A 24,391-nucleotide genomic window follows, 5' to 3' on the forward strand; every position below is an offset into this window, starting at 1 on the left:
AAGGCGCAGCACGGAAATGTCACGGACTTCTCGACAGCGGCGGCGATGCGCAGTAAACCCCGCCGCACAGAATTACATGGCTTCCAGCTTGTTTGGAAGTTTTCACAAGAACGGTTCGTAAATGAGCAACCTGCATCACGAGCGCGTCCTGTCGGTGCACCACTGGACCGACAACCTGTTCACCTTCACCACCACGCGCGACCCGGCGCTGCGTTTCAAGAACGGCCAGTTCGTGATGATCGGCCTGCCGGTGAACGGCAAGCCGCTGCTGCGCGCCTATTCCATCGCCAGCGCCAATTACGAGGAGACGCTGGAGTTCTTCTCGATCAAGGTGCCGAACGGCCCGCTCACCTCGCGGCTGAAGGACCTGAAGATCGGCGACGAGGTGATCGTCGGCCGCAAGCCGACCGGCACGCTGCTGGTGGACTATCTGGTGCCCGGCCGCCGGCTTTATCTCCTGTCCACCGGCACCGGCCTCGCGCCGTTCATGAGCCTGATCAAGGACCCGGAGACCTACGAGAATTACGAGAAGGTGATCCTGGTGCATGGCGTGCGCACGGTGGCCGAGCTCGCCTATCAGGACTTCATCGAGAAGGAGCTGCCGGACAACGAGTATTTCGGCGAGCTGGTGCGCGAAAAGCTGGTCTATTACCCGACGGTGACGCGCGAGCCCTATCGCAACCAGGGCCGCATCACCGACCTGATCACTTCCGGCAAGCTGTTCGAGGAGCTCGGCCTGCCGCCGCTCGACAAGGAGGACGACCGCGTCATGCTGTGCGGCAGCCCGCAGCTGCTCGACGACATGCGCGTCATCCTCAAGGATCGCGGTTTCGAGGAGGGTTCGACGACCGAGCCCGGCGATTTCGTGATCGAGAAGGCTTTTGTCGAGAAGTAAGTGCCTTGATCAGCAGCTCGATGAGCTGCATTCCGGCACGAACCAGCGCTCCGACCATTCCCATTCCGGTCCCTCAGCGCAACCGGCCGGGATCGCGATTAATGTCGCGGTCCCGCGCGGCTTCCTCGGGCGAGAGTACACGATACTCGGCGTCGATCACCGTGGTATCGGCGGCGGAGCGGCGCGGCTTGACGCCGAACAGCTTGTAGGCCAGGCCGGCGATCAGCAGCACCGGCGCCACGACGAGGAACACGCTTGCCGCCACCAGCGCCAGAGCCGTGCCGACCGCCAGCGCCACGGCGACGACGATCGCCACCTGCCACCAGCTCACCCGCCGCACGCTGAACCGCATCTGGCCGAACGGATCGTTCGCGTTCATTCCTGTCCCTTCCCTGGCTCACGGTCGCCCCGTGCCCCGGTGATATGGGATGAAACCGCGGCGGTTCCAGACGAGTGCGCGCGAATTTCGCCCCGGCGCGACATTGCGCGCCGGGGCGAAGCCGCGATAGACCGTCGGTGGTGGCGCCGTGCCCGGCCGCCGGAGCGGGCGCCGGAAGTGAAGGAACCTTCATGCTGCTTCGCCATGCGGAGGAGCGCGACCTCGTCGGCATCCTCGACATCTATAATCGCGCCGTCCTCACCTCGACCGCCATCTGGAACGACACCCTCGTCGACCTCGCCAATCGCCGCGCCTGGCTCGCGGACCGCATCTCCAAGCGCTATCCGGTGATGGTGGCGGTGGACGAGCAAGAGGACGACGCCGTGCTCGGCTATGCGAGCTTCGGCGACTTTCGGCCCTTCGACGGCTACCGCATCAGCGTCGAGCACTCGGTCTATGTGGCGGAGGAGACGCGCGGACGGGGAATCGGCGGCCGGCTGGTGGAGGCGCTGTTCGAGCCGGCACGCGCGCTCGGCAAGAAGGTGATGATCGGCGGCATCACCGCCGGCAACACCGCCTCCATCGCCCTGCACCGCAAGCTCGGCTTCGAGGAAAGCGGCTATATGCGCGGCATCGGCATCAAGTTCGGCCAGCGGCTCGATCTGGTGCTGATGCAGAAGGAACTGTGAGGGCGGGCCGCCGTCCTCTCTCGGCCCAGGTGGGCGCCTGCCATCTGCGCCTGCGACGGGCCACCCGGCAAAAAAGAAAAGCCGGGGACGAGCCCCGGCCTTCGCATCATCCGTCGGAGCCTCCGCTCAATAGCGGTAGTGATCGGCCTTGAACGGGCCGTCGACCGTCACGCCGATATAGTCGGCCTGCTCGGGAGAGAGCTTGGTGAGCTTCACGCCGAGCTTTGCGAGGTGCAGCGCCGCCACCTTCTCGTCGAGCACCTTCGGCAGGGTGTAGACCTTCTTGTCGTACTTGCCGGGATTGGCCCACAGGTCGATCTGCGCCAGCGTCTGGTTGGAGAAGGACGACGACATCACGAAGGACGGGTGCCCCATCGCATTGCCGAGATTCACCAGCCGGCCCTCGGAGAGCAGGATGATGCGGTTGCCGGAGGGAAACTCGATCTCGTCCACCTGCGGCTTGATGTTGGTCCATTTGAAGTTGCGCAGGCCGGCGACCTGGATCTCGTTGTCGAAATGGCCGATGTTGCAGACGATCGCCCGGTCCTTCATCTGCCGCATGTGGTCGACGGTGATGATGTCCTTGTTGCCGGTGCAGGTGACATAGATGTCGGCGCGGGAGAAGGCGTCCTCGATGGTCGCCACCTCATAGCCTTCCATCGAGGCCTGCAGCGCGCAGATCGGGTCGACCTCGGAGACGATGACGCGGGCGCCGGCCTGGCGCAGCGAGGCAGCCGAGCCCTTGCCGACATCGCCGAAACCGGCGACGAAGGCCACTTTTCCGGCCAGCATCACGTCGGTGCCGCGGCGGATGGCGTCCACCAGCGACTCGCGGCAGCCATAGAGGTTGTCGAACTTCGACTTGGTGACGCTGTCGTTCACGTTGATCGCCGGGAACAGCAGCTTGCCCTGCTCCGCGAGCTTGTAGAGGCGGTGCACGCCGGTGGTGGTCTCCTCGGAGACGCCCTTGATCGCGCCGGCGACCTTGGCGAACCAGCCCTTCGGCTTCTCGGTCAGCAGGCGCTTGATCAGCGCGAAGAAGATCTCCTCCTCCTCCGAGCCGGGCGTGTCCAGGAAGCCGGTGTCGCCCTGCTCGGCGCGCAGGCCGTAATGGACGAGCATGGTGGCGTCGCCGCCATCGTCGAGGATCAGGTTGGGGACGCCGCCATCGTGCCAGTCGAACAGGCGGGCGGTGAAGTCCCAGTACTCGGTCAGCGTCTCGCCCTTATAGGCGAAGACCGGGATGCCGGCCTGGGCGATGGCGGCGGCGGCGTGGTCCTGCGTCGAGAAGATGTTGCACGACACCCAGCGCACCTCGGCGCCGAGCGCGACCAGCGTCTCGATCAGCACGGCGGTCTGGATGGTCATGTGCAGCGAGCCGGCGATGCGCGCGCCCTTGAGCGGCTGCGCCGGGCCGTATTCGGCGCGGATGGCCATCAGGCCGGGCATTTCGGTCTCGGCGAGGTCGATCTCCTTGCGGCCGAAGCCGGCGAGGCCGATATCCTTGACGATGTAGTCGCTGGCGGAGGCCATGGTCGGGTTCCTTGTGCCTGAAGGGTCGCCATCGCCTCCTGTCACCGGCAGGAGGCGAAGCGGCCCCGGTCCGATGGATCGAAGCTCGGCGGGGTTGATAGCAGCCTCGGCCGAAGGTTTCAATAACGATATAAAGATGTCTTTATATCAATGAGGCCGGCCAAGCCTACTATCAAGAATTGCATCGCTATTCGACCTCCACTCAGGCGGAGCCTTGTCCCGATGGGGACGTGCCGGAGCGTGCGCAGGGTGGATCGTGCCTGTCCTGCCGAGCGGAGCGTCGGCGTCCGCCAGAGGGCGACGCCGGCCCGGAGCGTGCCCGCAACCGGCGGCAGCGTGGTGTTGAGCCCGGTGACGCCACCGGCCGGCAATCCGGGAAATGTCGCCACCATCCCGCCCGCAAGGGTGGGCCGGCCCGAACCCCGGCGCCGGCAAACGCGGTCAGGCTTCGCCGCCGCAATCGCCCGGCGTGTTCGTCACCATCCCGATGAACCGGTCTACTCGCCCTCGCCGAAGCGATCGCCCACCAGCGCCGACAGCGCTTCCAGCACCGCTTCCGCCTCCCGGCCTTCCGTCTCCACCAGGATGGAGGTGCCGGGGGCGGCGGCGAGCATCATCAGCCCCATGATCGAGGTGCCGCTCACCGTCTCGCCGCAGCGCGTCACCCGCACCGCGGCGTCGAAGCGCTCGACCGTCTGCACGAATTTGGCCGAGGCACGCGCATGCAGGCCACGCTTGTTCAGGATGGGAAGCTCGCGCCGCAGCGCCGCGGAAGTGCCGGCCGTGCTCATTTCCCCGCGAGAACCCGACTGGCGATGTTGATGTATTTCCGCCCGGCTTCCTGCGCCTGGGCGACCGCGACATCCATCGGCACCTCGGCGCGCACGGTGGCGAGTTTCACCAGCATCGGCAGGTTGATGCCGGCGACCACCTCGATGTCGGGCTCGGTCATCACCGAAATGGCGAGGTTGGACGGCGTGCCGCCGAACATGTCGGTGAGGATCACCACGCCATGGCCGGAATTCACCGCCTTCACCGACGCGACAATGTCGAGGCGGCGCTGCTCTATGTCGTCGTCGGGGCCGATGGTGACGGCCTCGATCTGGGACTGCGGCCCCATCACATGTTCCAACGCGGCACGGAACTCGCTGGCGAGGCGTCCGTGGGTGACGAGTACAAGCCCTATCATTCTGCTCCGCCGTGCGGCTGGCCGGCACGAACCCCAGCGCGTCCTTCAGACATCGCCCAAGGCTTCCGAGGCAAGCGGGTTTTTCCCCGCTCCCGTGGGGGAAACATCATCGTTGCGCTGCACACAAATGGCAAGTACGCCGCGCGAAAGCCCTGGGGATGATCATGCCGCCTCCAGCATGGCGCCCCACATCGGCTAAGCCACGGATAACACGGCCGTTTCAGCGGGCCAGCCTGCGCATTCCCGGCAAGGCGCCGGCAATTTCCGTGGAATATGCTTTAAGTTTCCTGAAGTCCGGATTCGGTCGAGAGCATCGCCAGCACCTGATGCACCGCGTCGCCACGGTCATAGACCGGCAGGCGGACCAGCGGGACGCCGCCGAGCACGATGCGGCAATCCTCCCGCCGCGGGAGGCGGGCGCCGTGGGGGCTGGCGAGGTCGACCACCAGCGCCACCTCCGCTTCCTCGACATACGGCACCCGGCGCAGGCCGGCGCCGCACACCTCGAGGAGGCCGGCCAGCACCGGCACCGGGGCGGCGATCAGCCGCTCGCCGCGCCGCTCCAGCACCAGGCGGTCGTCGCCGACCAGCACGGTCTCGGGGATCAGGCCGGTCCGCCCGGCAAGGATCAGGGCGAAGGCGAGATGCGACTTGCCGGCGCCGGAGGGACCGCGGATCAGCACCGCCGCCTCGCCCACCCGCACGCAGGAAGCGTGGTGGGTGGAACTGAAATGCGCCCCGGCGATGCGTTCGTCTTCCCCCATGCTCATGTCCTCAGGTGCACGGCAGCCGCACGATGAAGCGCGCCCCGCCGCTTTCGCCCTTCCTGGTCGTCCGGCGACGCTTGCGCGGCGCCCCGTCGGCGGCGGGCTCCGGTTCCGGCGGCGGCGGCGGTGCCGGCGGGCGGTTCTCGGCCCAGATGCGCCCGCCATGCGCCTCGACGATCTGCTTGGAGATCGACAGGCCGAGGCCGGAATTCTGCCCGAAGCCCTGCTCCTCCGGCCGGTCGGTGTAGAAGCGCTCGAAGATCCGGCCGAGCGCGTGTTCGGGAATGCCCGGCCCGTCATCGTCGATGACGATCTCCACCCCGCCCTTCACCTTGTGGCAGCTCACCCGCACCTCCCCGCCCTTGGGCGAGAAGGAGCGGGCATTGTCGATGAGGTTGTTGATCACCTGGCCGAGGCGGGAATCGTGCCCCTGCACCACGAAGGGCACCGGCTTGCCACCCTCGCTCTCGGGGATGAAGGCAAGCTTCACCTTCACATTGTCGCCGCGCACCACGTCGTTCTGCACGCCGCAGACGGTGCCGAGCAGGCGGCGCAGGTCCACCGGCTCGGCTTCCTGCCGCTGCAGTTCGGCATCGAGGCGCGAGGCGTCGGAAATGTCGGTGATCAGCCGGTCGAGCCGCTTCACATCGTGCTGGATCACTTCCATCAGCCGCCCGCGCGAGGCCTCGGTCTTGGCGAGCGGCAGCGTCTCGACCGCCGAGCGCAGCGAGGTCAGCGGGTTCTTCAATTCGTGCGAGACGTCGGCGGCGAAGCTCTCGATCGCCTCGATGCGCGAATAGAGCGCGTCCGTCATGTCGCGCAGCGCCCCGGAGAGATGGCCGATCTCGTCCGAGCGGCTGGTGAAATCGGGAATCTCGACGCGCTGGCGGGTGCGGCGGCGCACCCGCTCGGCGGCATCGGCAAGGCGGCGCACCGGCCCGGCAATGGTGCCGGCGAGCAGGAACGACAGCACCACCATCACCACCATGGCGACGAGGAACACCCGCACGATGACGAGGCGCTCGGCGGCCACCGCCTCGTCGATCTCGCCGCCCTGGGTGGAGAGCAGCAGCGCGCCGAGAATGGCGCGGAAACGCTGGATCGGCACCGCCACCGAGACGATGATCTGCCCGCGCTCATTGACCTGCACCGCGCTGGCCTTCTGCCCGAGCAGAGCGCCCACCACCTGAGGGTAGCCCTTGCCATTGTTGGGGCCGAGCTCGCGATAGAGCGGCAGGTCGCCGCGCTCGAACCACATCTTCATGCTGTTCCAGCCATGCTCCATCCAGTTCGGCGGACGGGCGGTCGGCTCGGGCAGTTCGAAGCGCAGGATCTCGCCGCGCGAATAGAGCGAACGCGAATCGAGCAGCAGGATGCCGTCGCGGTCATAGATGCGGGCGCGGGTGCCGGTCGGCTCGACGAGGCGCTTCAGCACCGGGGCGACGCGCTCGGGATTGATGGGGAATTCCAGCGGCGCGAAGCCCTCCTCGCCCGGCCCGTAGCTCTCGCCGGCCTGCAGTTCCAGCAGTCGCTCGGGATCGATGGTGATGGCGTTGGTCTCGACCTGCGCCGAGGCGGCGATGGCGCCGGCGATGATCTCGCCCTGCACCAGGAGGCTCTGCACGCGCGCGTCGATCAGCCCGGCGCGGAACTCCGACAGATAGAGGATGCCGGCCACCAGCGCGCCCATGCCGGCGAGGTTGAGCAGCACGATGCGGCGGGTGAGGCTCGACGAACTCTTCTGCTCGACGAAATGCCGGAGCCGCCGCAGCCCCGCCAGCAGGCGCACGCCGAGCGCGCGCGCCAGCCCGCGCGGCCGGCGCGGCGTCGCTCCAGCCGCGGCCTCGGCCGCCGCGACGCCGCCCTGCTCCTCGGGCTCGTCCTCCGGCGGCAGGTTCCGGGTCAGCTCCGGGTCGAGCAAGGGCCGCCTACTCCTTGAAGCGATAGCCGACGCCGTAAAGGGTCTCGATCATCTCGAAACTGTCGTCCGTCACCTTGAACTTCTTGCGCAGCCGCTTGATGTGGCTGTCGATGGTGCGGTCGTCGACATAGACCTGGTCGTCATAGGCGGCGTCCATCAGCGCGTTGCGGCTCTTCACCACGCCGGGGCGGGTGGCGAGCGCCTGCAGGATGAGGAACTCGGTGACGGTCAGCGTCACGTTCTCGCCCTTCCATGTGCAGGTGTGGCGCTCGGGGTCCATGCGCAAAAGGCCGCGTTCCAGCACCTTGGCGCTGTCGACCTCGCGCGGGGCGGTGCCGTCCTTGGGCGCGACGCGGCGCAGCACCGCCTTGACGCGCTCGACCAGCAGGCGCTGCGAGAACGGCTTCTTGATGAAGTCGTCGGCGCCCATCTTCAGGCCGAACAGCTCGTCGATCTCGTCGTCCTTGGAGGTGAGGAAGATCACCGGCATGTCGCTCTTCTGGCGCAGGCGGCGCAGCAGCTCCATGCCGTCCATGCGCGGCATCTTGATGTCGAAGATGGCGAGGTCCGGCGGGTTGCTCTTGAAGCCGTCCAGCGCGGTGGCTCCGTCCGTATAGGTCTGGATGCGGTAACCTTCGGATTCGAGGGCGATCGAGACGGAAGTCAGGATGTTGCGGTCGTCGTCGACGAGAGCGATGGTCGGCATCTACATGTTCCTGTTCGGCGGCGGATGTCGCAACCGGCGGTGAACCGTGCCGGCGTGGCCAGAATGTGACACGCAAGCAGACTCAGATAGAAATAGCGCGTTTCGAGGCGGTTAGCCAATGCATCGCCCGCCGACAGGTGGGGATGACGCCGCCGGCGGCCGATGGCGAGCCGGCCGAGCGCCGGCGCGCCGCCGCCGCCATAGGCCGCACTTGACGCTGCGGCCGGGCTTCGCCACTGAGACGGCGGCCGGGACAGCCAAGCGGGAGACCATCCCATGAACGACATGAACGCCTCCGGTTTCGACGCCGCCGCCTCGGTGAAGCGCCTGCTGCGCGAGACCCGCACCGGCGCGCTCGCCAGTCTCGATCGCGACGGCTGGCCCTATGCCTCGCTGGTGCAGCTGGCCACCCTGCATGACGGGTCGCCGATATTGCTGCTGTCGCAGCTCGCCCGCCACACCCGCAACATCGCCGGCGACCGCCGCGTCAGCCTTCTCATCGACGAACGCCGCGAGGGCGACGAGCTCCAGGGCGCGCGCGCCAGCCTCAAGGGGCATATCTTCCGCGTCGAGGGCGAGGCGGACATCGCCACCGCGCGGCGCCGCTTCCTGGCCCGCCACGCCGATTCGGCCGGCTTCGCGGATTTCGCCGACTTCGCCTTTTACCGGATCGAGCCGGAGAGCGCGCATCTGGTCGCCGGCTTCGGCCGCATCGCCGAGGTGCCGGCCGCCGATTTCCTCACCAGCCTCGCCGGCGCCGAGGAAGCACTGGCGAGCGAGGAAGGCGCCATCGCCCACATGAACGCCGACCATGCCGATGCCATCGGCCTCTATGCCACCGCCCTCCTCGGCGCGGCGCCGGGCGCGTGGCGCATGACCGGCATCGATCCCGAGGGCTGCGACCTGATGTCCGACCACGCGGCGCGCCGCCTGCCCTTCGACCGGCGCATGGCCAGCGCCCATGACGTCCACCGCATCCTGGTCGAGCTGGCGGTCAAGGCCCGCGAGATTGCCGGCGTGCCGGCGCCGCGCCGCGACAGGGGCGAGGCCGGGCAGGATGACGGGCACGACCACCGGCACGACCGTCACTGACGTCGAAACTGTATCCCGCTAGGGCCGGGTCGCCACGCCGACGACCCGGTTTCGCCACGGTTTCGACCCTGTATGACAGACAAATGGCCCGAGTGCTCCGTCAGTTTCCCGCCTCGGCGGGTATACGAGAAGGAGTATCACATGCTGGAAACCGGCATGCGCAACCCGGAAAACGCCGCCGCTGCGGCGGGTCTTTCCGGTTCGGGCAAGGTGTTTTGGAACCTTGCCGGCCCCACCCTTTATGAGCGCGCCATCGCGCGCGGCGAGGCGCGGCTTTCCGCCACCGGCGCGCTGGTGGTGGAGAGCGGCACCGCGGCCGGCGCGGCGTCGCTGCCGCGTCATCTGGTCGGCGAAGCGGGCGAAACCGACGCCGCCCCGGAAGGTCGCCTCTTTCTCCACCGCGATTCGTTCGAGCGGCTGAAGCAGGAGATGCTGGCCCATGCCGCCAGCCGGACCCTGTTCGCGCAGGATCTCCATGTCGCGACCGCCTCCGGCCAATTCCGCCGGCTGCGCGTCTTCACCGAGCATGCCTGGCAGGCGCTTGCCATCCGCAACCTGATGCCGCCGCCGGGGCGCGAGGCGATCGAGGCCTTCGTGCCGGACATCACCCTGTTCAGCCTGCCGCATTTCCGGCCGGATGCCGGTCGGCACGGCATGGCCGGTCCGGGCATGGTGGCGGAGGATGCCGGCGCCGGGCTGCTGCTCCTCGGCGGCACGCTCGATATCGGCCATATCGAGCAGGCGCTAGTCGCCCATCTCGACGACCTGCTGGCCGGCAGCGGTACGCTGACGTTGCACGGCGCCGCCACCCTCGACGCCGAGAACGGCCCGGTGCTGTTCCTCGGGCCCCCAGACAGCGGCAAGAGCGCACTCGCCGGCGCCTTTGCCGCCGATCCGCGCTTCACCCTGATCGTCGATGGCCCGCTCGGCTGGAATCGCGACGGTGTATTCGGGCTGTTCGCCGGCCGCCGCCGGCGGGTGCACGAGCTCGACGCCAGGGGCGGCTTCGGCACGGTGCTGGAAAACGTGCCGCTGGACGCCGACAGCCGCGAGCCGGACCTCGCCGCCGCCGAAGCCGCCCGCGCCGTGCTGCCCGGCACCACCTTCGGCCGCGCCGGTATGCCGCACACGCTGATCCTCGCCAGCTGTGACGGCTTCGGCGTGCTGCCGCCCATTGCCCGGCTCACCCCCGAGCAGGCCGTCTATCACCTGCTGTCCGGCTACACCGCTCCGGCGAATGACGGTGAGGCGCCGCAGCCGCGTTTCGCGTCCGGCCATCGCTCGCCGGCCGGAGCGCATCTGCTGCGCGAACTCATTGCCGGCGGCGATATCCAGTGCTGGCTGGTCAATACCGGCTGGAACGGCGATCAGGCCGGGCACGGGACGCGCATCCTGCCGGAAGCGACGCACCGGCTGGTCGCCGCCGCGCTGGACGGCTCGCTGGCGGCAGGCGAATTCCGCGCCGATCCACATTTCGGCTTCGAGGTGCCGGTCGAGGTGGAGGGCGTCGATGCCAGCCTGCTCGACCCCACCGAAGCGTGGCCCGACCATCGCGATCATGCGGTGGCGGCGAAGCGGCTGGTCGATATGTTCGCGGAGAACTTCGCGCGCTTCGAGGCGGAGGTCGATCCCGAGGTCCGCGAGGCGCAGCCGCGCATGGCCATCGCCGCCGAATGATGGCAGGCTGTCCCCAGCCCGCCCCGCTGTCCGCCGGCACGCCAGAGCATGGCGCGCCGTGAACCGGCCGGGGACGCGGCCGGAGGACAGCCGATGCGCTCATGCCGCCTTACCGCCCTGGGGTTGCTGGCGGCGCTGGTCGCCGCCGGCCCGGCGATCGCCGGCCCCCCGCTATCGCCGCCCGCGGCGGCGCGGGTGAATTTCATCGCGCCGCAAAGCTATGTCGACGGCAATCTCGAATGGTCGAGCGTCGACCAGCGCCTCACCTTCGAGGGGCTGACGCGCATCTTCTCGTCCGAGGCCCGCCGCGCCCTGCCGCCCGGCACGACCATCGAGATCGACATCCTCGCCCTCGACCTCGCCGGCAAGATCAATCCCCTCGTCTCGCGCACCGGCGAGTTGCGGGTGATGCGGGAAGACACCTGGCCCTCGCTCACCCTGCGCTACCGGCTGGTCCGCGACGGCCGGACCACGGCGCGCGGCGAGCAGACCCTGCGCGCGATGAACTATCTGGTGAACCCGCGCGCCGCCCGTTCCGGCGAGCCGCTGCGCTATGAGCGGGCGATGATCGCCGAGTGGTTCCGCACCCGCTTCGGTTCCTCCGCCTCCTGACGATCGACGCCGCCCTCGGCTGCGCCCGTGCCTCTCTCCTACGGGGAGAGAGGTGGGGCCGCCGTTCAGCGGAAATACAGGAAGGTCAGCAGCGCGAAGCAGGGCAGCAGGAAAATGCCCGACCACACCATGTAGCCGAAGAAGCTCGGCATCTTCACCCCGCGGCTCCTGGCGATGGCCAGCACCATGAAATTCGGCGCGTTGCCGATATAGGTCAGCGCGCCCATGAACACCGCGCCGGCCGAGATCGCCTCCAGCGTCACCGCATGGGTGGTCATCAGCGCCTGCGCGTCGCCGCCGGCGAGGTTGAAGAACACCAGATAGGTCGGCGCATTGTCGAGGAAGCCGGAGAGCAGGCCGGTCATCCAGAAATAGCCGGCATTCACCGGCGCGCCATTCGCATCCGTCACGAGCGCCACCAGCGGCGCGAGCGCGCCGTTCGAGCCCGCCTTCAGGATGGCGATCACCGGGATGATGGTGAGGAAGATCGCCGCGAACAGTTTCGCCACCTCGCGGATCGGCTCCCAGTCGAAGCCGTTGCGCTCGCGGATGAAGGCCGGGGTGATGCGGATCGACACCGCCGCCAGCCCGAGCAGGACGAGGTCGCGCGCCACCGAGGGCAGCGGCACGGCGGTGCCGGCGACGTGGAACTCGATGTCCGGCTTCCACAGCGCGCTCATCAGGATGGCGGCGATGACGCCGGCCAGCAGCGGCAGGTTGGCGAGGCCGCGCAGGCCGATGCGTTCGGTGGCGGGGGTCGGGTCGAGCTTGGGCGGCCGGCCCTCCTCGCGGGCATAGAACCAGCGGTCGAGCAGGTGATAGGCGGCGAGCAGCAGCACCACCACCACCACGGTGTCGTGGAACAGGTGGCTGGTGGTCCAGAAGAAGTCGACCCCCTTGAGGAAGCCGAGGAACAGCGGCGGGTCGCCGAGCGGGGTCAGCGAGCCGCCGATATTCGACACCAGGAAGATGAAGAACACCACGGTGTGGACGTTGTGCCGCCGGCCGTCATTGGCGCGCAGCAGCGGGCGGATCAGCACCATGGAGGCGCCGGTGGTGCCGATCAGGCTGGCCAGCACCGTGCCGATCGCCAGCAGCGCGGTGTTCACGCCGGGGCTGCCCTGCAGATTGCCGGTGACGAGGATGCCGCCGGAAATGGTGAACAGCGTGAACAGGAGGATGATGAACGGGATATATTCCAGCAGCGCCGCGTGCGTCACCTCGTAGACGGTGACGCCGGTGCCGAGCAGCGCCATGAAGGGCACCAGCACCGCCAGTCCCCAGAACAGCGCCACCTTGCCGTAATGGTGGTGCCAGAAATGCCCGGCGACCAGCGGCAGGATGGCGATGGAGAGCAGCATGCCGGCGAAGGGAATGCCCCAGGCCAGCGACAGGCTGGCCCCGTCAAGGCCGGCGCCCTCGGCGGCGACGGCCGGGCCGGCCGTGACCAGGGCGAGCAGCAGCGCCGTCACCGGCCCCAACAGCTTCGTCATCGCGTTCCCCCTCCCGCTGGAATCGGCTTCTGGATCGGCATGGCCAGGCTGGCATCCCGGTTAGCAACACCTCCCTGCGCTGTCGAGGACATCCGGGCAGCGACCCCGCCGATTTGACCTTACGTCAAGCGCAGCCACGCCCGGCCGGGCGGCGGCGGCGGGCGGAAGCCGGCATGGCGAAAAGCTTGCGCGACGACGCGCCCCCGGCCTAATCATCGGCCACCCCTTCCGGAGAATGCATCATGGCGCGCGCCGTCGCCGGCCCCGAGATCGAGCGGCTCGTCCAGCTCCTGGCCCGCGTGCCCGGCCTCGGCCCGCGCTCGGCGCGCCGTGCCGCGCTGCAATTGATCAAGAAGCGCGAATCGCTGATGGCGCCGCTGGCCGGCGCGATGGAGGAGGTGCTCGGCAAGATCGGGACCTGCCCGGTCTGCGGCAATCTCGACGTGAGGAGCCCCTGCCTCGTCTGCTCCGACCCGACCCGCGACCCCACCCTCATCATCGTGGTCGCCGACGTGTCGGATCTGTGGGCGCTGGAGCGCTCCGGCGCGATGAACGCGCGCTATCACGTGCTTGGCGGCACGCTCTCCCCGCTCGACGGCATCGGCCCGGACGACCTCAACATCGCCAGCCTGATCGGCCGGGTGCGCGACGGCGGGGTCGCCGAGGTGCTGCTGGCGCTGCCGGCCACGGTGGACGGGCAGACCACCGCGCATTTCGTCACCGAGCTGCTGCGCGAGACCGGGGTGAAGGTCACCCGCCTCGCCCATGGCGTGCCGGTGGGCGGCGAGCTCGATTATCTCGACGAGGGCACGCTGGCGGCGGCCATCCGCGCCCGCACCACGCTGTAGGGCGTCCTCGCGCCGGGCCGGCGCCGCCCGCTGCTATCGCCCGGCGCGCGCCAGCCCGTGCGCCACCAGCCGGTCGATGAGTTCGGGATAGCTGACCCCGCTCGCCGCCATCGCCTTGGGATACATGCTGATATTGGTGAAGCCGGGAATGGTGTTGAGCTCGTTGACGAGGATGCGGTTATCCTCCGTCACGAAGAAATCGGCCCGCGCCATGCCGTCGCAGCCCAGCGCCCGGAAGGCGTCGGCCGCCATCGCCTGCAGCCGGGTCTCCACCTCGGTCGGCAGCTGCGCCGGCACGATGATCGCCGCGCCGTCGGCATCGATATATTTGGCATCGTAGCTGTAGAATCCGTGGCTCTCGGCCGGGCGGATCTCGCCGGGGCGCGAGACGAACAGCCCGCCCTCCGGGTCTTCCAGCACGCTCAATTCGATCTCGCGGCCGCGGATGAATTCCTCGGCCAGCAGCTTGCGGTCGTGGCGGAAGCCTTCGGCCAGCGCCGCCGCATAATCCTGTTCGCTCGCCACCTTGCTCACCCCGACCGAGGAGCCCTGCCGCGCCGGCTTGATGAAGATCGGCAGGCCGAGCGCCTGCGTCAGCTCGCCGAAGCTCGGCTCCGCGCCGGGATGGATGGTGACGGCACGGGCGGTCGCCAGCCCGGCCTCGAGATAGAGCCGCTTGGCGATGTCCTTGTCGAGCGCGGTGGCCGAGCCGAGAATGCCGCAGCCGACCAGCGCCACCCCCGCCACATCCGCCAGCCCCTGCACCGAGCCGTCCTCGCCGGGCAGGCCGTGCAGCACCGGGAAAAGCAGGTCGATCGCCGGCAGTTCGTGCGGCACGCCGGCGGCCGGCAGCGCGAGGAGGCGCCCCTTGCCGCCGGGAAGCAGGCAGAGCTCGGTGCCGCTCTCGGGCGTCTCCAGCTCGCCATGTTCGAAGCGGCTGGCGAGCCAGCGCCCGTCGCGGGTGATGAACACCGGGACGGCGTCGTATTTTTCCGGGTCCAGCGCCCGCATGACATTGGTGCCCGACATCACCGAGACGTCGTGCTCGGCGGAGCGCCCGCCAAAAAGCACCGCAATGCGCAGGCGGGTCGGGGAAAGGGTCACGGCAGGCTCCGATGGGTGCGGGCGGCGAGGCCCGGAAAACGACGCACGCCCGCCGCGCCACGGAGAATCGCCGTCGGCGCGTTTGCGGGTTCGGGGAACGTTCGAGCCGCCTCGGTTAACAGCCGATTAAGGCGAAGCGTGGGAACCGCCCTCGTCCCGCCCCGTGCCGGAAAACTCCCGCTGTCCCCGCCCCGGCTCTTCCCCTAGACTCCGATTCCGGCGTGCCCGCGCCTCCCCCCTCCATTCGGGAAAGCATCTTTCATGCAGGGCATTTCCACCATCGAACCATCCGTTCGGGCACGCATGAGGAGGGGTTGCGCACATGGCCCGCACAGGAGGTTCTCGATGAGACTTTCGGCCCCGCTCTATCAACTCAAGCGCAAGGCGCGCCTGCTGTCGCGCCGCGCAGAATTGCCGCTGCATGCGGCACTGGACCGCGTCGCCGCCGAACAGGGCTTTGCCAGCTGGAGCCTGCTGGCGGCCAAGATGGCGCCACCGGCGAGCAAATTGTTCGCGCGGCTGCATCCGGGTGACCTGCTGCTGGTCGCCGCGCGCCCCGGCCACGGCAAGACGCTGCTGGCGCTAGAACTGGCGGTGGAGGCGATGACGCAAGGCCGCCCCGCCATGTTCTTCACGCTGGAATATGGGGAGCGGCAGGTCGCCGACCGCCTGCGCGCCCTCGGCGTCGAGCCGTCCCGCTTCGCCGGCCTGTTCACCTGCGACTGTTCCGACGCCATCAGCGCCGGCCATATCATGGCGGCGCTGGCGGCGGCGCCGGCCGGCACGCTGGCGGTGGTCGATTATCTCCAGCTGCTCGACCAGAAGCGCAGCCATCCCGAGCTGATGACGCAGATCCGCACGCTTCGTGCGTTCGCGCGCGAACGGCAGCTGATGCTGGTCTTCCTCTCGCAGATCGACCGCTCCTATGATCCGGCGGTCAAGCCGATGCCGGATCTCGACGATGTGCGGCTGCCCAACCCGCTCGACCTGTCGCTGTTCAGCAAGGCCTGCTTCCTGAACGACGGCGCCGTCCGCTTCCACGCGGTGAACTGACGCCGGCCGAAAGCGGCGCAGCGGCTAGCTCGCCGCCTGCGCCGCCAGCTGGCGGAAATGCCCGCGCAGCTGCAGGAACGCCAGCAGCGCCAGCCCCGGCAGCGCCGCGAACGCCGTCAGCGCGAAGAACCATACCCAGCCGGTGCTCTCGGCGATGAATCCCGCGCCGGAGGCGAGGAAGGTCCGCCCCACCGCGGCGAGCGCGGTCAGCAGCGCATATTGCGTTGCCGTGTGCGCCCGCGCCCCGCACAGCGCCGAGATATAGGCGACGAAGATCACCGTGCCGATGGCGCCGGTGAAGTTCTCGACCACGATGGTCAGCGTCAGCGCCGCGAGGTCGACGCCGATCCAGGCCTGCCAGGAGAACACCAGATTGGACAGCATCTGCAGGATGCCGGCGATCCACAGGCTACGGCCGAGCGGCAGCGCGCGGGCGATCAGCCCGCCGGCGAAGCCGCCGAGCAGGGCCGCCGCGAAGCCCACCCCCTTGACGATGCCGGCATAGGCCGCCTTGTCGAAGCCGATATCGATGACGAAGGCGCCGGTCAGCACCCCGGCGAAGGCGTCGCAAAATTTGAAGAACACCACGAACAGCAGGATGGCGATGGCGTCGCGGCGCAGCAGCATGTCGGCAAACGCCCCGACCGCGGTGTCCCAGATGCGCTTCAGCACATTTGCCTCGCGCGGCGCGGCCGGGCCGGACGCCGCCTCGCCACCGCCCGGCTCGCGGGCGGACAGCGCGGCCCCGAGCCCGACGATCACCATCGCCGCCGCCGCCGCATAGCCCCAGGCCCAGACATCGGCGCGGTCGACGCCGATCGCCTCGAACCAGGCGACCAGCAGCACCACCCCGGCGCCGGAGGCGAGCATGCCGACCCGGTAGGCGGCGACATAGCCGGCCATGCCGGCAGCCTGCTCGCGGGTCTCCAGGCTCTCGACACGGAAGGCGTCGACCACGATGTCCTGCGTCGCCGAGGCCATCGCGACCAGGAAGGCCCCGAACGCCACCTGCCAGGGCGCCGACACCGGGTCCTGGAAGCCGAGCCACAATATCGCGGCCACCAGCAGCAGCTGGGTGAACACCAGCCACCCCCGTCGTCGCCCGAGCAGGCGGGAGAGAAGGGGGATGTCGAGCGCATCGACCAGCGGCGCCCAGACGAACTTGAAATTATAGGGCACGCCGACCAGGGCAAACAGGCCGATGGTGGCGAGGTTCACCTTCGCCTCCGCCATCCAGATCGTCAGCGTCGCCCCGGACAGCGCCAGCGGCAGGCCGGAGGAGAAGCCGAGCAGGATGACGATCAGCACGCGCGGGCGCAGATACACCGCGAGGCTGGCGAGGAAGCCGTCGGTCTCGTCGGCAGGCGCGGATCGGCTGGCGGTCTCGGTCATGGGCGAGGCCTCGGGTCGGCGGCGATTCAGGCGCGGCGATTCGCGATGCCGCCCGGAATGTCTAGCCTGCCGCCGCCGCGCTGTCGCGCCGCCCCGACCTTCGACGGCGGATCGGCCGGTCAACCGGGGTTTTCGGTCTCATCGTCCATCCCACCGGCCTCACCGGGCGCCCCATCCGGCGCCATCGCGTCGGGTGTCGTCTCGGGCATCGGGATGACGTCGACGGCGACCGAGAGCTTCTGCCGCCCGGAGCCGACCAGCACCCCGCCAATGGGGGCGACGTCGGTATAGTCGCGGCCATTGGCCAGCACCACATGGTCGGTGGAGACGATCAGCGCATTGGTGGGATCGAGCCCGATCCACTGGAATTCCGAACCGCACCAGACACTTACCCAGGCATGGGTGGCATCCGCGCCTTGCAGCCGCTCCTTGCCCGGCGGCGGCTCGGTGCGCAGGAAGCCGGAGACATAGGCCGCCGGCAGGCCGAGCCCGCGCAGGCCGGTGATCATGATATGCGCGAAATCCTGGCAGACGCCGCGCCGCATCTCGAACGCCTCGATGGCCGGCGTCGAGACATCGGTGGCACGGCTGTCATAGGCGAAGTCGTCATAGATGCGCTGCATCAGCTCGACACAGGCCTCCAGCATCGGCCGCCCCGGAGGAAAACTCTTTCTCGTCCAATCAGTTATCGGCTCGCACAGTGTCACCGCCGGGCTGGGAAAGGCGTGATGGACCGGCGAATGCGGGGTGAGATCCTCGCTATGTCCCACCGCCTCGCGCACCTCCTCCCAGCTCGGCCCGGCGGCGGGATCGCGTTCCGGCGGCGGGTCGACCTCCACCCGCGCCGACGTGCGCACGGTGAAGCGCGTATGTGCGGTCTCGATACGGATATGCGCGACCTGGTTGCCGAAGAAGTCGCGCGTCTCCACCCATTCCGCCGGCTCGGGATCGACGGCGATGTGGCTGTCGGTCACCCGCTGCCCCGGCCGGCTCACCGGCACCATGCGCACAATATGTCGTGCCACCGGCACCGGCGAGGCATAGAGGTAGGCGGTGGCCTGGTGGATGTCGTATTTCATGGCGGCGACTCGGCCCGCGGTCACGCCAGGAGGTCCCATGGCGTCTCGACCGGCGAGCGATGAATGAAGTAGCGCTCGGCGATGTCGTTCGACAACTCCATCAGCTGCATTTCCACCTCGGTGAGCCGGGCGTCGTCGAACTCGTTGGCGCCAAAGGCTTTCATCGAGGCGAGCAGCCGCGCGGCGAGGCGTTCCTCCGGCAGCGGCGGCTCGTCGCCGTGATGGGCCGGCAACTGATCGAGATGCTCGGCGATGGCGTCGATCTGATAGGCGAGCGAGCGCGGATTGACCGGGTCCAGCAGCACCATGTCGAGCACAGGCGCCCGGCTCTCGGTCATCACATAGCGCGAGCGATAGGTGATCTGGCTGTCGCACAGCTCCAGCAGCACATCGAGGGTCGAGGCGCTCACCATCTCGCCCACCAGCGTCCGGGCGATACGGGCGGTCGAGATGCCGCGCTCGATGCGCCGGCCGAGATCGAGGAAGCGCCAGCCCGCCTGGCGGTTCATGTTCTCCGAGGCGAGGCCGGAAAAGGCCGAGAGCGAGCGCAACGCCCGCTCCAGCCTTTCATGCGATTCCGCTTCCGCACCCTTGGCCGGCACCGGCTCGGCGAGCATCAGCGCCAGGTCGGCCAGCGTGCGCCACGCATCGGGTGACAGGCGGTCGCGGATCACCGAAGCGGTCTGGCGGGCCGCCTCGACGATGCTCGGCAGCGCGCCGGAGAGGTCGCTGCGGGACAGGGCGGCAAAGGCCTGGCGGGTAGTACGCGCATGGGCGAGATCGGCCGGCACCGCGCCCCAGCTCTTCAGCAGATGGGTGAGCTTGGTCACCGAGACGTTGTCCCCCTCGATGGTCGAGGACAATCGTCCGACCAGCGTACGCAGGAGGCGCAGAGTGAGTTCGGCCCGCTCCACATAGCGGCCAAGCCAGAAGAAATTGTCGGCGGCGCGGCTGGGCAGCGGCCCGACCTGCCGGCGCACCTCGGCAGCACCCGGCGCCGGCAGCAGCGTCGTCTGGTCCACCGGGCCGGCGCCGAGCACCCAGACATCGGCCGAGCGTCCGCCGCGCTGCATGGTGACGGCGCGGGAATCCCGGCTGTCGGAGACGCGGCAGAAGCCGCCGGGCATCACCTGCCACCCCTTCTCGGTGGCGGCGACGAACAGCCGCAGGATGAAAGGGCGCGGCTCCAGCTGGCCATTGCGCCACACCGGCATGGTGGAGAGCCGCACCGCTTCCTGGCCGATGAAGTCCACCCCGCGGGTCTGGATCGCCTTGAGCACCTCTTCGCGCCGGGCCGGCGTGAGGTCGGCGCCGATCACCGGCCCGTCTTCCAGCAAGCCCGGCAGGCTGCGGCCGAAGGCCGGGGCGATGACAAGGTCGTCGAAGCTGTCCAGCACCCGTTCCCGCTCGGTTTCCTGGCCGCACCACCAGGTGGCGACGTTGGGCAAAAGCAGATCCTCGCCGAGGATGCGCGGGCCGATCTTGGGCAGGAAGCTCATCATAAGCGGGGCTTCGATCAGCCCGGCGCCGAGCGCATTGGCAAGCGCCACTCCACCGGCACGCACCGCCTGCACCAGCCCGGGAATACCGAGCCGCGAGCGTGGGTTAAGCTCCAGCGGATCGGCAAAGTCGGAATCGAGTCGGCGCAGCAGCACGTCGACCCGCTTCAACCCGGCGACGGTGCGCACATAGACCGCGTTGTCGCGGACCGTGAGGTCCTCCCCCTGCAACAGCACGAAGCCGAGATAGCGGGCGAGATAGGCGTGCTCGAAATAGGTCTCGTTCAGCGGGCCGGGGGTGAGCAGCCCCACCCGCCCCTCGCCGGAGCGATCGAGCTTGGTCAGCCCGGCGCGCAGCCCCTGAAAATAGCCCGCCAGCCGGACGACGTTCATCGAGCGCGACAGGTCGGGCAGCGAGCGGGAGATGGCGATGCGGTTCTCCAGCGCATAGCCGGCGCCGGATGGAGACTGGGTGCGATCGGACAGCACCCACCAACGACCGTCCGGCCCGCGGCCGAGATCGGCGGCATAAAGGCGCAGGAAGCTGCCGCCATGCGGATCGACGCCCACCAAGGGGCGCAGGAATTCCGGGCTGCCGGCCACCGCCGCCGCCGGCAGGGCGCCGGAACGTACCAGTTCGCCGTCGCCGTAAATGTCCGCCAGCACGGATTCCAGCATCTGCGCCCGCTGGATCAGTCCGCGCGATAGCGCCTGCCATTCCGTGTCGTCGATTAGCAGGGGCAGATGCGCGAGCGGCCAGGGGCGCTCGCCGCCGCCGGCATCGTCATAGACGCGGTAGAACACGCCGGAGCGATGGAGATAGCGGTCGGCGGCGGTGAAGAGTCGGTTGACCTCTTCCACCCCCATCTCCGCCAGCCCGGCCAGCAGCGGCCCCCATTGCGGGCGCAGCTTGCCCTCGGCATCGACGAGTTCGTCATGCACGCCGGGCAGCGGCCGATAACTGGACATCAGCGAATCCGCCGCTTCGGCCTCGAAGCGGCGCGTCAACGCCTGCAGCTCGCTCCCTCCCGCCATGGCCTCCTCGATTCAGGACCCCCGGCACGCCCTACACGCCATCGCAGTGGCCGGCGCGCCGCTTGCCCCCGGCACGGCGTCAGATTCCCGCCGGCCTCCTCAGGTCGAGGGTGGCAGGGAATTCCGACGTCGGCTCCTCCGGCGGCACGAACAGATAGCCGGGAGTGTGGCCGTAATCCTGGAAGCGCGCCAGACGCCGGGCCTGCGCCTCGTAGGAATTCACCGGAAAAGTCTCGTAATTGCGCCCGCCAGGATGTGCGACATGATAGACGCAACCGCCGAGTGAACGGCTCGACCACAGATCGACGATGTCGAAGGTGAGCGGCGCGTGCACCGGAATCGTCGGATGCAGGCCGGAGGCCGGCTGCCACGCCTTGAAGCGCACGCCGGCGACATATTCGCCGAACCGTCCGGTGGGGATCAGCGGCAGGCGACGGCCGTTGCAGGTGATGACGTGGCGGGCGGGATTCAGTCCCTCCACCCGCGCCTGCAGCCGCTCGACCGAGGAATCGACGAAGCGCACGGTGCCCCCGATCGCGCCCTCCTCGCCGAGCACGTGCCACGGCTCCAGTGCCTGGCGGATCTCCAGCTGCACACCGCCATGCTCGACCTGGCCGAAATAGGGAAAGCGGAACTCGCGCTGCGCCTCGAACCACGCCGGATCGACGTGATAGCCGACACGGCCTAGGTCGCCGAGCACGTCCATGAAGTCGGCCCAGACGAAATGCGGCAGCATGAACCGATCGGCAAGCGCGGTACCCCAGCGGGTCAGCGGGCCGTCCTGCGGCTCGCGCCAGAACCAGGCGATGAGCGCGCGGAGCAGCAATTGCTGCGCGAGGCTCATGCGCCAGTCCGGTGGCATCTCGAAGGAGCGGAATTCGACCAGCCCGAGCCGTCCGGTCGGACCATCCGGCGAGAACAGCTTGTCGATGCAGATCTCGGAGCGGTGGGTATTTCCGGTGACGTCGGTGAGCAGGTTGCGGAACAGCCGGTCGACCAGCCAGGGCGGCGGCGCCTGTCCCTTGCCCGGCGCCGGCACGTTGGCGAGGGCGATCTCCAATTCGTAGAGGCTGTCGTTCCGCGCCTCGTCGATGCGCGGCGCCTGGCTGGTCGGCCCGATGAACAGGCCGGAGAACAGGTAGGACATCGAGGGATGACGCTGCCAGTAGAGCACCAGGCTCTTGAGCAGATCCGGCCGCCGCAGGAACGGGCTGTCGGCCGGCGTGGCGCCGCCCACCACCACATGGTTACCGCCGCCGGTGCCGGTATGGCGGCCGTCGACCATGAACTTCTCGGTGCCGAGCCGGGTCTGGCGGGCGTCCTCGTAAAGGTCGCGGGTGATCTCGACGCAGGTCTTCCAGTTCACCGCCGGGTGGACGTTGACCTCGATCACCCCCGGATCGGGGGCGACGCGGATGACATTAAGCCGCGGATCGACCGGCGGCGCATAGCCCTCGATATGCACCGGCAGCTTCAACTCGGCGGCGGTGACCTCGACGGCGGCGAGCAGTTCGAGGTAATCCTCCAGCCGCTCGGTCGGCGGCATGAACACGCAGAGCCGGCCGTCGCGTGGCTCGACGGAAAGCGCCGTTCGCACCGAGCCGGTGCCGGTGAGGATCTGGTCGACCTTTTCCTGATGCCCCTCCTCGCTCTCCACCCGACGATAGCGCTGGTGCAGCACCTCGGCATCGGGCAGTTCGCCGGTAATGGTCATAGGGTCGGCGGGGTTCACATAGGGGTAGAGCGCCGGCGGCACCCAGGGCAGACTGGCGAGCGGCAGCCGGTAGCCGACCGGGCTGTCGCCCGGCACCAGCAGCAGCTTGCCGCGCCGGAACTGCCAGAGCTCGCTGATCCAGCCGAGTTGGCCACGCGCCTGCCAGCGCTGGATCGGCAGCACATAGCCGCTCGGCTTGCCGAGGCCGCGCGAAAACACCCGGGCGAGCCGGGCGCGTTCCTCGGGATCCTCCAGCTTGGAATCGAGCGTGTCGACGTTCTCCGGCAGCTCTCCTTCCTTGACGATCCAGTGGGCGGCGTCCTCATAGGCCGGCTGGGCATAGGCCGGGGCGAGGCCGAGACGCTCGGCGAGGTTCTCGGTGAAGGCCTTGGCTTCGCCGATCGCGGCGCCGGTATAGCTCTCGGCGGCGACGAGGGCGGGGTCGCGCCAGATCGGCTTGCCGTCCTTGCGCCAGTACAGCGAGAAGGTCCAGCGCGGCAGGCTCTCGCCGGGATACCACTTGCCCTGGCCGTAATGCATCATGCCGCCGGGGGCGAAACGCTTGCGCAGCCGGCGTATCAGGTCGTCCGCCCGCATGCGCTTGGTGGGGCCGACCGCCGCGGTGTTCCATTCGGCGCTCTGATAGTCGTCGATGGAGATGAAAGTGGGTTCGCCGCCCATGGTGAGGCGCACATCCTGCGCGGCGAGATCGGCGTCCACCTTGTCGCCCAGCGCATCGAGCGAAGACCAGGCGTTCTCCGAGAAGGGCAGCGTGACACGCGGCTTCTCAGCGACGCGCGTGACCTTCATATCGAAGTCGAACTCGGTCCGGGTGCCCTCTTCGGCGCTGAAGCCACCGGAAATCGGCGCGGCCGAGCGGTAGCTCGGCGTGGCGCAGAGCGGCAGGTGGCTCTCGCCGCAGAGCAGGCCGGAAGTCGGGTCGAGGCCGATCCAGCCGGCGCCGGGCAGATACACCTCGCACCAGGCATGCAGATCGGTGAAATCGACCTCGGTGCCGGTGGGGCCGTCCAACGCCTTCACATCAGGCTTCAGCTGGATCAGGTAGCCGGAGACGAAGCGGGCGGCGAGACCGAGGCGACGCAGGATCTGCACCAGCAGCCAGCCGGAGTCGCGGCAGGAGCCGGCGGCGAGGCTCAAGGTCTCATCCGGCGTCTGCACGCCCGGTTCCATGCGGATGAGGTAATTGACGTCGGACTGGAGCCGCTGGTTGAGCTGCACGAGATAGTCCACGGTCGGCTCGCCGTCCTTCGGCCGCACCTTCTCGACATAGGCGTCGAGGCGCGGCCCGCCCTCCTCGGCCTCGAGATAGGGGATCAGTTCCTTGGCGAGGTCGGGCGTGTAGGTGAAGGGCAGCTTCTCGGCATATTCCTCGACGAAGAAGTCGAAGGGATTGTAGACGGTCATGTCGGCGATGAGGTCGACCTCGACACGGAACTCCTTCGTCGGCTCAGGGAAGACGAAGCGGGCCATCCAGTTGCCGAACGGGTCCTGCTGCCAGTTCACGAAATGGTTCGATGGCGTGACCTTGAGCGAATAGCTCTTCACCGGCGTGCGGCAATGCGGGGCCGGGCGCAGCCTGATGATCTGGGGACCCAACGTGACCGGACGGTCATACTGATAGGCCGTGACGTGATGCAGGCTCGCGAAAATGGTCATGGCACCAACTGAAACTTAACAACGCGGACACGGGACG

At 68.6% G+C, this 24,391-nt stretch carries 21 protein-coding genes; 7 read left to right on the plus strand and 14 right to left on the minus strand.

The window, feature by feature from the left end; genetic code table 11:
• The first annotated feature begins 121 nt into the window (after positions 1-121).
• The gene (locus tag J2X65_RS19635) at positions 122-895 is read left to right on the plus strand and encodes a ferredoxin--NADP reductase (RefSeq protein WP_310204518.1); all 774 of its coding nucleotides are present in this window, start codon (positions 122-124) and stop codon (positions 893-895) included.
• A gap of 73 nt (positions 896-968) precedes the next feature.
• Here J2X65_RS19635 and J2X65_RS19640 read toward each other — a convergent pair whose 3' ends face one another.
• Entirely contained in the window at positions 969-1,274 is a 306-nt protein-coding gene (locus J2X65_RS19640) for a hypothetical protein (protein ID WP_213365118.1), read from the minus strand.
• Positions 1,275-1,465: 191 nt separating this feature from the next.
• Here J2X65_RS19640 and J2X65_RS19645 point away from each other — a divergent pair, with 191 nt between their 5' ends.
• Positions 1,466-1,963, plus strand: a complete 498-nt coding sequence (locus tag J2X65_RS19645) for an N-acetyltransferase family protein (RefSeq protein ID WP_310204523.1) — start codon at positions 1,466-1,468, stop codon at positions 1,961-1,963.
• Between the two features lie 126 nt (positions 1,964-2,089).
• Here the strand turns inward: J2X65_RS19645 and ahcY are convergent, their stop codons facing one another.
• The 7 genes from ahcY to J2X65_RS19680 form a co-directional block, all read right to left on the minus strand.
• Complete coding sequence (gene ahcY / locus J2X65_RS19650) at positions 2,090-3,496, minus strand: adenosylhomocysteinase (RefSeq protein WP_310204526.1); 1,407 nt, start codon at positions 3,494-3,496, stop codon at positions 2,090-2,092.
• Between the two features lie 497 nt (positions 3,497-3,993).
• Positions 3,994-4,287, minus strand: coding sequence for an HPr family phosphocarrier protein (locus J2X65_RS19655; protein ID WP_310204528.1), 294 nt, complete (start codon positions 4,285-4,287; stop codon positions 3,994-3,996).
• Entirely contained in the window at positions 4,284-4,685 is a 402-nt protein-coding gene (locus J2X65_RS19660; protein ID WP_310204531.1) for a PTS sugar transporter subunit IIA, read from the minus strand. Before J2X65_RS19660 ends, J2X65_RS19655 begins: the two co-directional genes overlap by 4 nt.
• Positions 4,686-4,963: 278 nt before the next feature.
• On the minus strand, positions 4,964-5,449 hold the full coding sequence (locus J2X65_RS19665) for an HPr kinase/phosphatase C-terminal domain-containing protein (RefSeq protein ID WP_310204533.1): 486 nt from the start codon (positions 5,447-5,449) through the stop codon (positions 4,964-4,966).
• Between the two features lie 10 nt (positions 5,450-5,459).
• Positions 5,460-7,373 (minus strand): stimulus-sensing domain-containing protein, encoded by a 1,914-nt coding sequence (locus J2X65_RS19670; protein ID WP_404977761.1) that lies wholly within the window; start codon positions 7,371-7,373, stop codon positions 5,460-5,462.
• 7 nt (positions 7,374-7,380) lie between these two features.
• A complete protein-coding gene (locus J2X65_RS19675) occupies positions 7,381-8,079 on the minus strand; it encodes a response regulator transcription factor (protein ID WP_310204536.1) in 699 nt (232 codons plus the stop codon).
• Positions 8,037-8,366, minus strand: a complete 330-nt coding sequence (locus J2X65_RS19680) for a hypothetical protein (RefSeq protein WP_310204539.1) — start codon at positions 8,364-8,366, stop codon at positions 8,037-8,039. Before J2X65_RS19680 ends, J2X65_RS19675 begins: the two co-directional genes overlap by 43 nt.
• Here J2X65_RS19680 and J2X65_RS19685 point away from each other — a divergent pair.
• The 3 genes from J2X65_RS19685 to J2X65_RS19695 all read left to right on the plus strand — a co-directional run bounded on the left by J2X65_RS19685 (position 8,356) and on the right by J2X65_RS19695 (position 11,460).
• A complete protein-coding gene (locus J2X65_RS19685; RefSeq protein WP_310204542.1) occupies positions 8,356-9,171 on the plus strand; it encodes a DUF2470 domain-containing protein in 816 nt (271 codons plus the stop codon). The genes J2X65_RS19680 and J2X65_RS19685 overlap by 11 nt on opposite strands.
• 141 nt (positions 9,172-9,312) lie before the next feature.
• Entirely contained in the window at positions 9,313-10,848 is a 1,536-nt protein-coding gene (locus tag J2X65_RS19690) for a phosphoenolpyruvate carboxykinase (ATP) (RefSeq protein ID WP_310204544.1), read from the plus strand.
• Positions 10,849-10,941: 93 nt separating this feature from the next.
• A complete protein-coding gene (locus tag J2X65_RS19695) occupies positions 10,942-11,460 on the plus strand; it encodes a DUF3016 domain-containing protein (protein ID WP_310204546.1) in 519 nt (172 codons plus the stop codon).
• Between the two features lie 65 nt (positions 11,461-11,525).
• Here J2X65_RS19695 and J2X65_RS19700 read toward each other — a convergent pair whose 3' ends face one another.
• On the minus strand, positions 11,526-12,953 hold the full coding sequence (locus J2X65_RS19700) for a sodium:proton antiporter (RefSeq protein WP_310204549.1): 1,428 nt from the start codon (positions 12,951-12,953) through the stop codon (positions 11,526-11,528).
• 242 nt (positions 12,954-13,195) lie between these two features.
• Here J2X65_RS19700 and recR point away from each other — a divergent pair, with 242 nt between their 5' ends.
• On the plus strand, positions 13,196-13,801 hold the full coding sequence (gene recR / locus J2X65_RS19705) for a recombination mediator RecR (RefSeq protein ID WP_310204552.1): 606 nt from the start codon (positions 13,196-13,198) through the stop codon (positions 13,799-13,801).
• Between the two features lie 33 nt (positions 13,802-13,834).
• Here recR and J2X65_RS19710 read toward each other — a convergent pair whose 3' ends face one another.
• Positions 13,835-14,905, minus strand: a complete 1,071-nt coding sequence (locus tag J2X65_RS19710; RefSeq protein WP_310204554.1) for a D-alanine--D-alanine ligase family protein — start codon at positions 14,903-14,905, stop codon at positions 13,835-13,837.
• A gap of 345 nt (positions 14,906-15,250) precedes the next feature.
• Between J2X65_RS19710 and J2X65_RS19715 the strand changes: the two genes are divergently transcribed.
• A complete protein-coding gene (locus J2X65_RS19715; protein WP_310204556.1) occupies positions 15,251-15,958 on the plus strand; it encodes a DNA helicase in 708 nt (235 codons plus the stop codon).
• Positions 15,959-15,982: 24 nt separating this feature from the next.
• Here the strand turns inward: J2X65_RS19715 and J2X65_RS19720 are convergent, their stop codons facing one another.
• The 4 genes from J2X65_RS19720 to J2X65_RS19735 form a co-directional block, all read right to left on the minus strand.
• Positions 15,983-17,350, minus strand: a complete 1,368-nt coding sequence (locus J2X65_RS19720) for an AmpG family muropeptide MFS transporter (protein WP_310204559.1) — start codon at positions 17,348-17,350, stop codon at positions 15,983-15,985.
• Positions 17,351-17,469: 119 nt separating this feature from the next.
• The gene (locus J2X65_RS19725; protein ID WP_310204625.1) at positions 17,470-18,429 is read right to left on the minus strand and encodes a transglutaminase family protein; all 960 of its coding nucleotides are present in this window, start codon (positions 18,427-18,429) and stop codon (positions 17,470-17,472) included.
• 20 nt (positions 18,430-18,449) lie between these two features.
• The gene (locus tag J2X65_RS19730) at positions 18,450-20,963 is read right to left on the minus strand and encodes a circularly permuted type 2 ATP-grasp protein (protein WP_310204560.1); all 2,514 of its coding nucleotides are present in this window, start codon (positions 20,961-20,963) and stop codon (positions 18,450-18,452) included.
• A 79-nt stretch (positions 20,964-21,042) separates the two neighbouring features.
• Positions 21,043-24,354: a transglutaminase family protein gene (locus tag J2X65_RS19735; protein ID WP_310204562.1), complete on the minus strand. Its 3,312-nt coding sequence runs from the start codon at positions 24,352-24,354 to the stop codon at positions 21,043-21,045.
• Positions 24,355-24,391 lie beyond the last annotated feature (37 nt).

The organism is Ancylobacter sp. 3268 (assembly GCF_031456575.1).
Taxonomy (GTDB): domain Bacteria; phylum Pseudomonadota; class Alphaproteobacteria; order Rhizobiales; family Xanthobacteraceae; genus Ancylobacter.

Excerpts from the sequence above, each read along its gene's own strand:
- J2X65_RS19635 (WP_310204518.1), top strand. The coding sequence starts at position 122 with ATGAGCAACCTGCATCACGAGCGCGTCCTGTCGGTGCACCACTGGACC.
- J2X65_RS19640 (WP_213365118.1), bottom strand. The coding sequence starts at position 1,274 with ATGAACGCGAACGATCCGTTCGGCCAGATGCGGTTCAGCGTGCGGCGG.
- J2X65_RS19645 (WP_310204523.1), top strand. The coding sequence starts at position 1,466 with ATGCTGCTTCGCCATGCGGAGGAGCGCGACCTCGTCGGCATCCTCGAC.
- ahcY (WP_310204526.1), bottom strand. The coding sequence starts at position 3,496 with ATGGCCTCCGCCAGCGACTACATCGTCAAGGATATCGGCCTCGCCGGC.
- J2X65_RS19655 (WP_310204528.1), bottom strand. The coding sequence starts at position 4,287 with ATGAGCACGGCCGGCACTTCCGCGGCGCTGCGGCGCGAGCTTCCCATC.
- J2X65_RS19660 (WP_310204531.1), bottom strand. The coding sequence starts at position 4,685 with ATGATAGGGCTTGTACTCGTCACCCACGGACGCCTCGCCAGCGAGTTC.
- J2X65_RS19665 (WP_310204533.1), bottom strand. The coding sequence starts at position 5,449 with ATGGGGGAAGACGAACGCATCGCCGGGGCGCATTTCAGTTCCACCCAC.
- J2X65_RS19675 (WP_310204536.1), bottom strand. The coding sequence starts at position 8,079 with ATGCCGACCATCGCTCTCGTCGACGACGACCGCAACATCCTGACTTCC.
- J2X65_RS19685 (WP_310204542.1), top strand. The coding sequence starts at position 8,356 with ATGAACGACATGAACGCCTCCGGTTTCGACGCCGCCGCCTCGGTGAAG.
- J2X65_RS19680 (WP_310204539.1), bottom strand. The coding sequence starts at position 8,366 with ATGTCGTTCATGGGATGGTCTCCCGCTTGGCTGTCCCGGCCGCCGTCT.
- J2X65_RS19690 (WP_310204544.1), top strand. The coding sequence starts at position 9,313 with ATGCTGGAAACCGGCATGCGCAACCCGGAAAACGCCGCCGCTGCGGCG.
- J2X65_RS19695 (WP_310204546.1), top strand. The coding sequence starts at position 10,942 with ATGCGCTCATGCCGCCTTACCGCCCTGGGGTTGCTGGCGGCGCTGGTC.
- J2X65_RS19700 (WP_310204549.1), bottom strand. The coding sequence starts at position 12,953 with ATGACGAAGCTGTTGGGGCCGGTGACGGCGCTGCTGCTCGCCCTGGTC.
- recR (WP_310204552.1), top strand. The coding sequence starts at position 13,196 with ATGGCGCGCGCCGTCGCCGGCCCCGAGATCGAGCGGCTCGTCCAGCTC.
- J2X65_RS19715 (WP_310204556.1), top strand. The coding sequence starts at position 15,251 with ATGAGACTTTCGGCCCCGCTCTATCAACTCAAGCGCAAGGCGCGCCTG.
- J2X65_RS19720 (WP_310204559.1), bottom strand. The coding sequence starts at position 17,350 with ATGACCGAGACCGCCAGCCGATCCGCGCCTGCCGACGAGACCGACGGC.
- J2X65_RS19725 (WP_310204625.1), bottom strand. The coding sequence starts at position 18,429 with ATGAAATACGACATCCACCAGGCCACCGCCTACCTCTATGCCTCGCCG.
- J2X65_RS19730 (WP_310204560.1), bottom strand. The coding sequence starts at position 20,963 with ATGGCGGGAGGGAGCGAGCTGCAGGCGTTGACGCGCCGCTTCGAGGCC.
- J2X65_RS19735 (WP_310204562.1), bottom strand. The coding sequence starts at position 24,354 with ATGACCATTTTCGCGAGCCTGCATCACGTCACGGCCTATCAGTATGAC.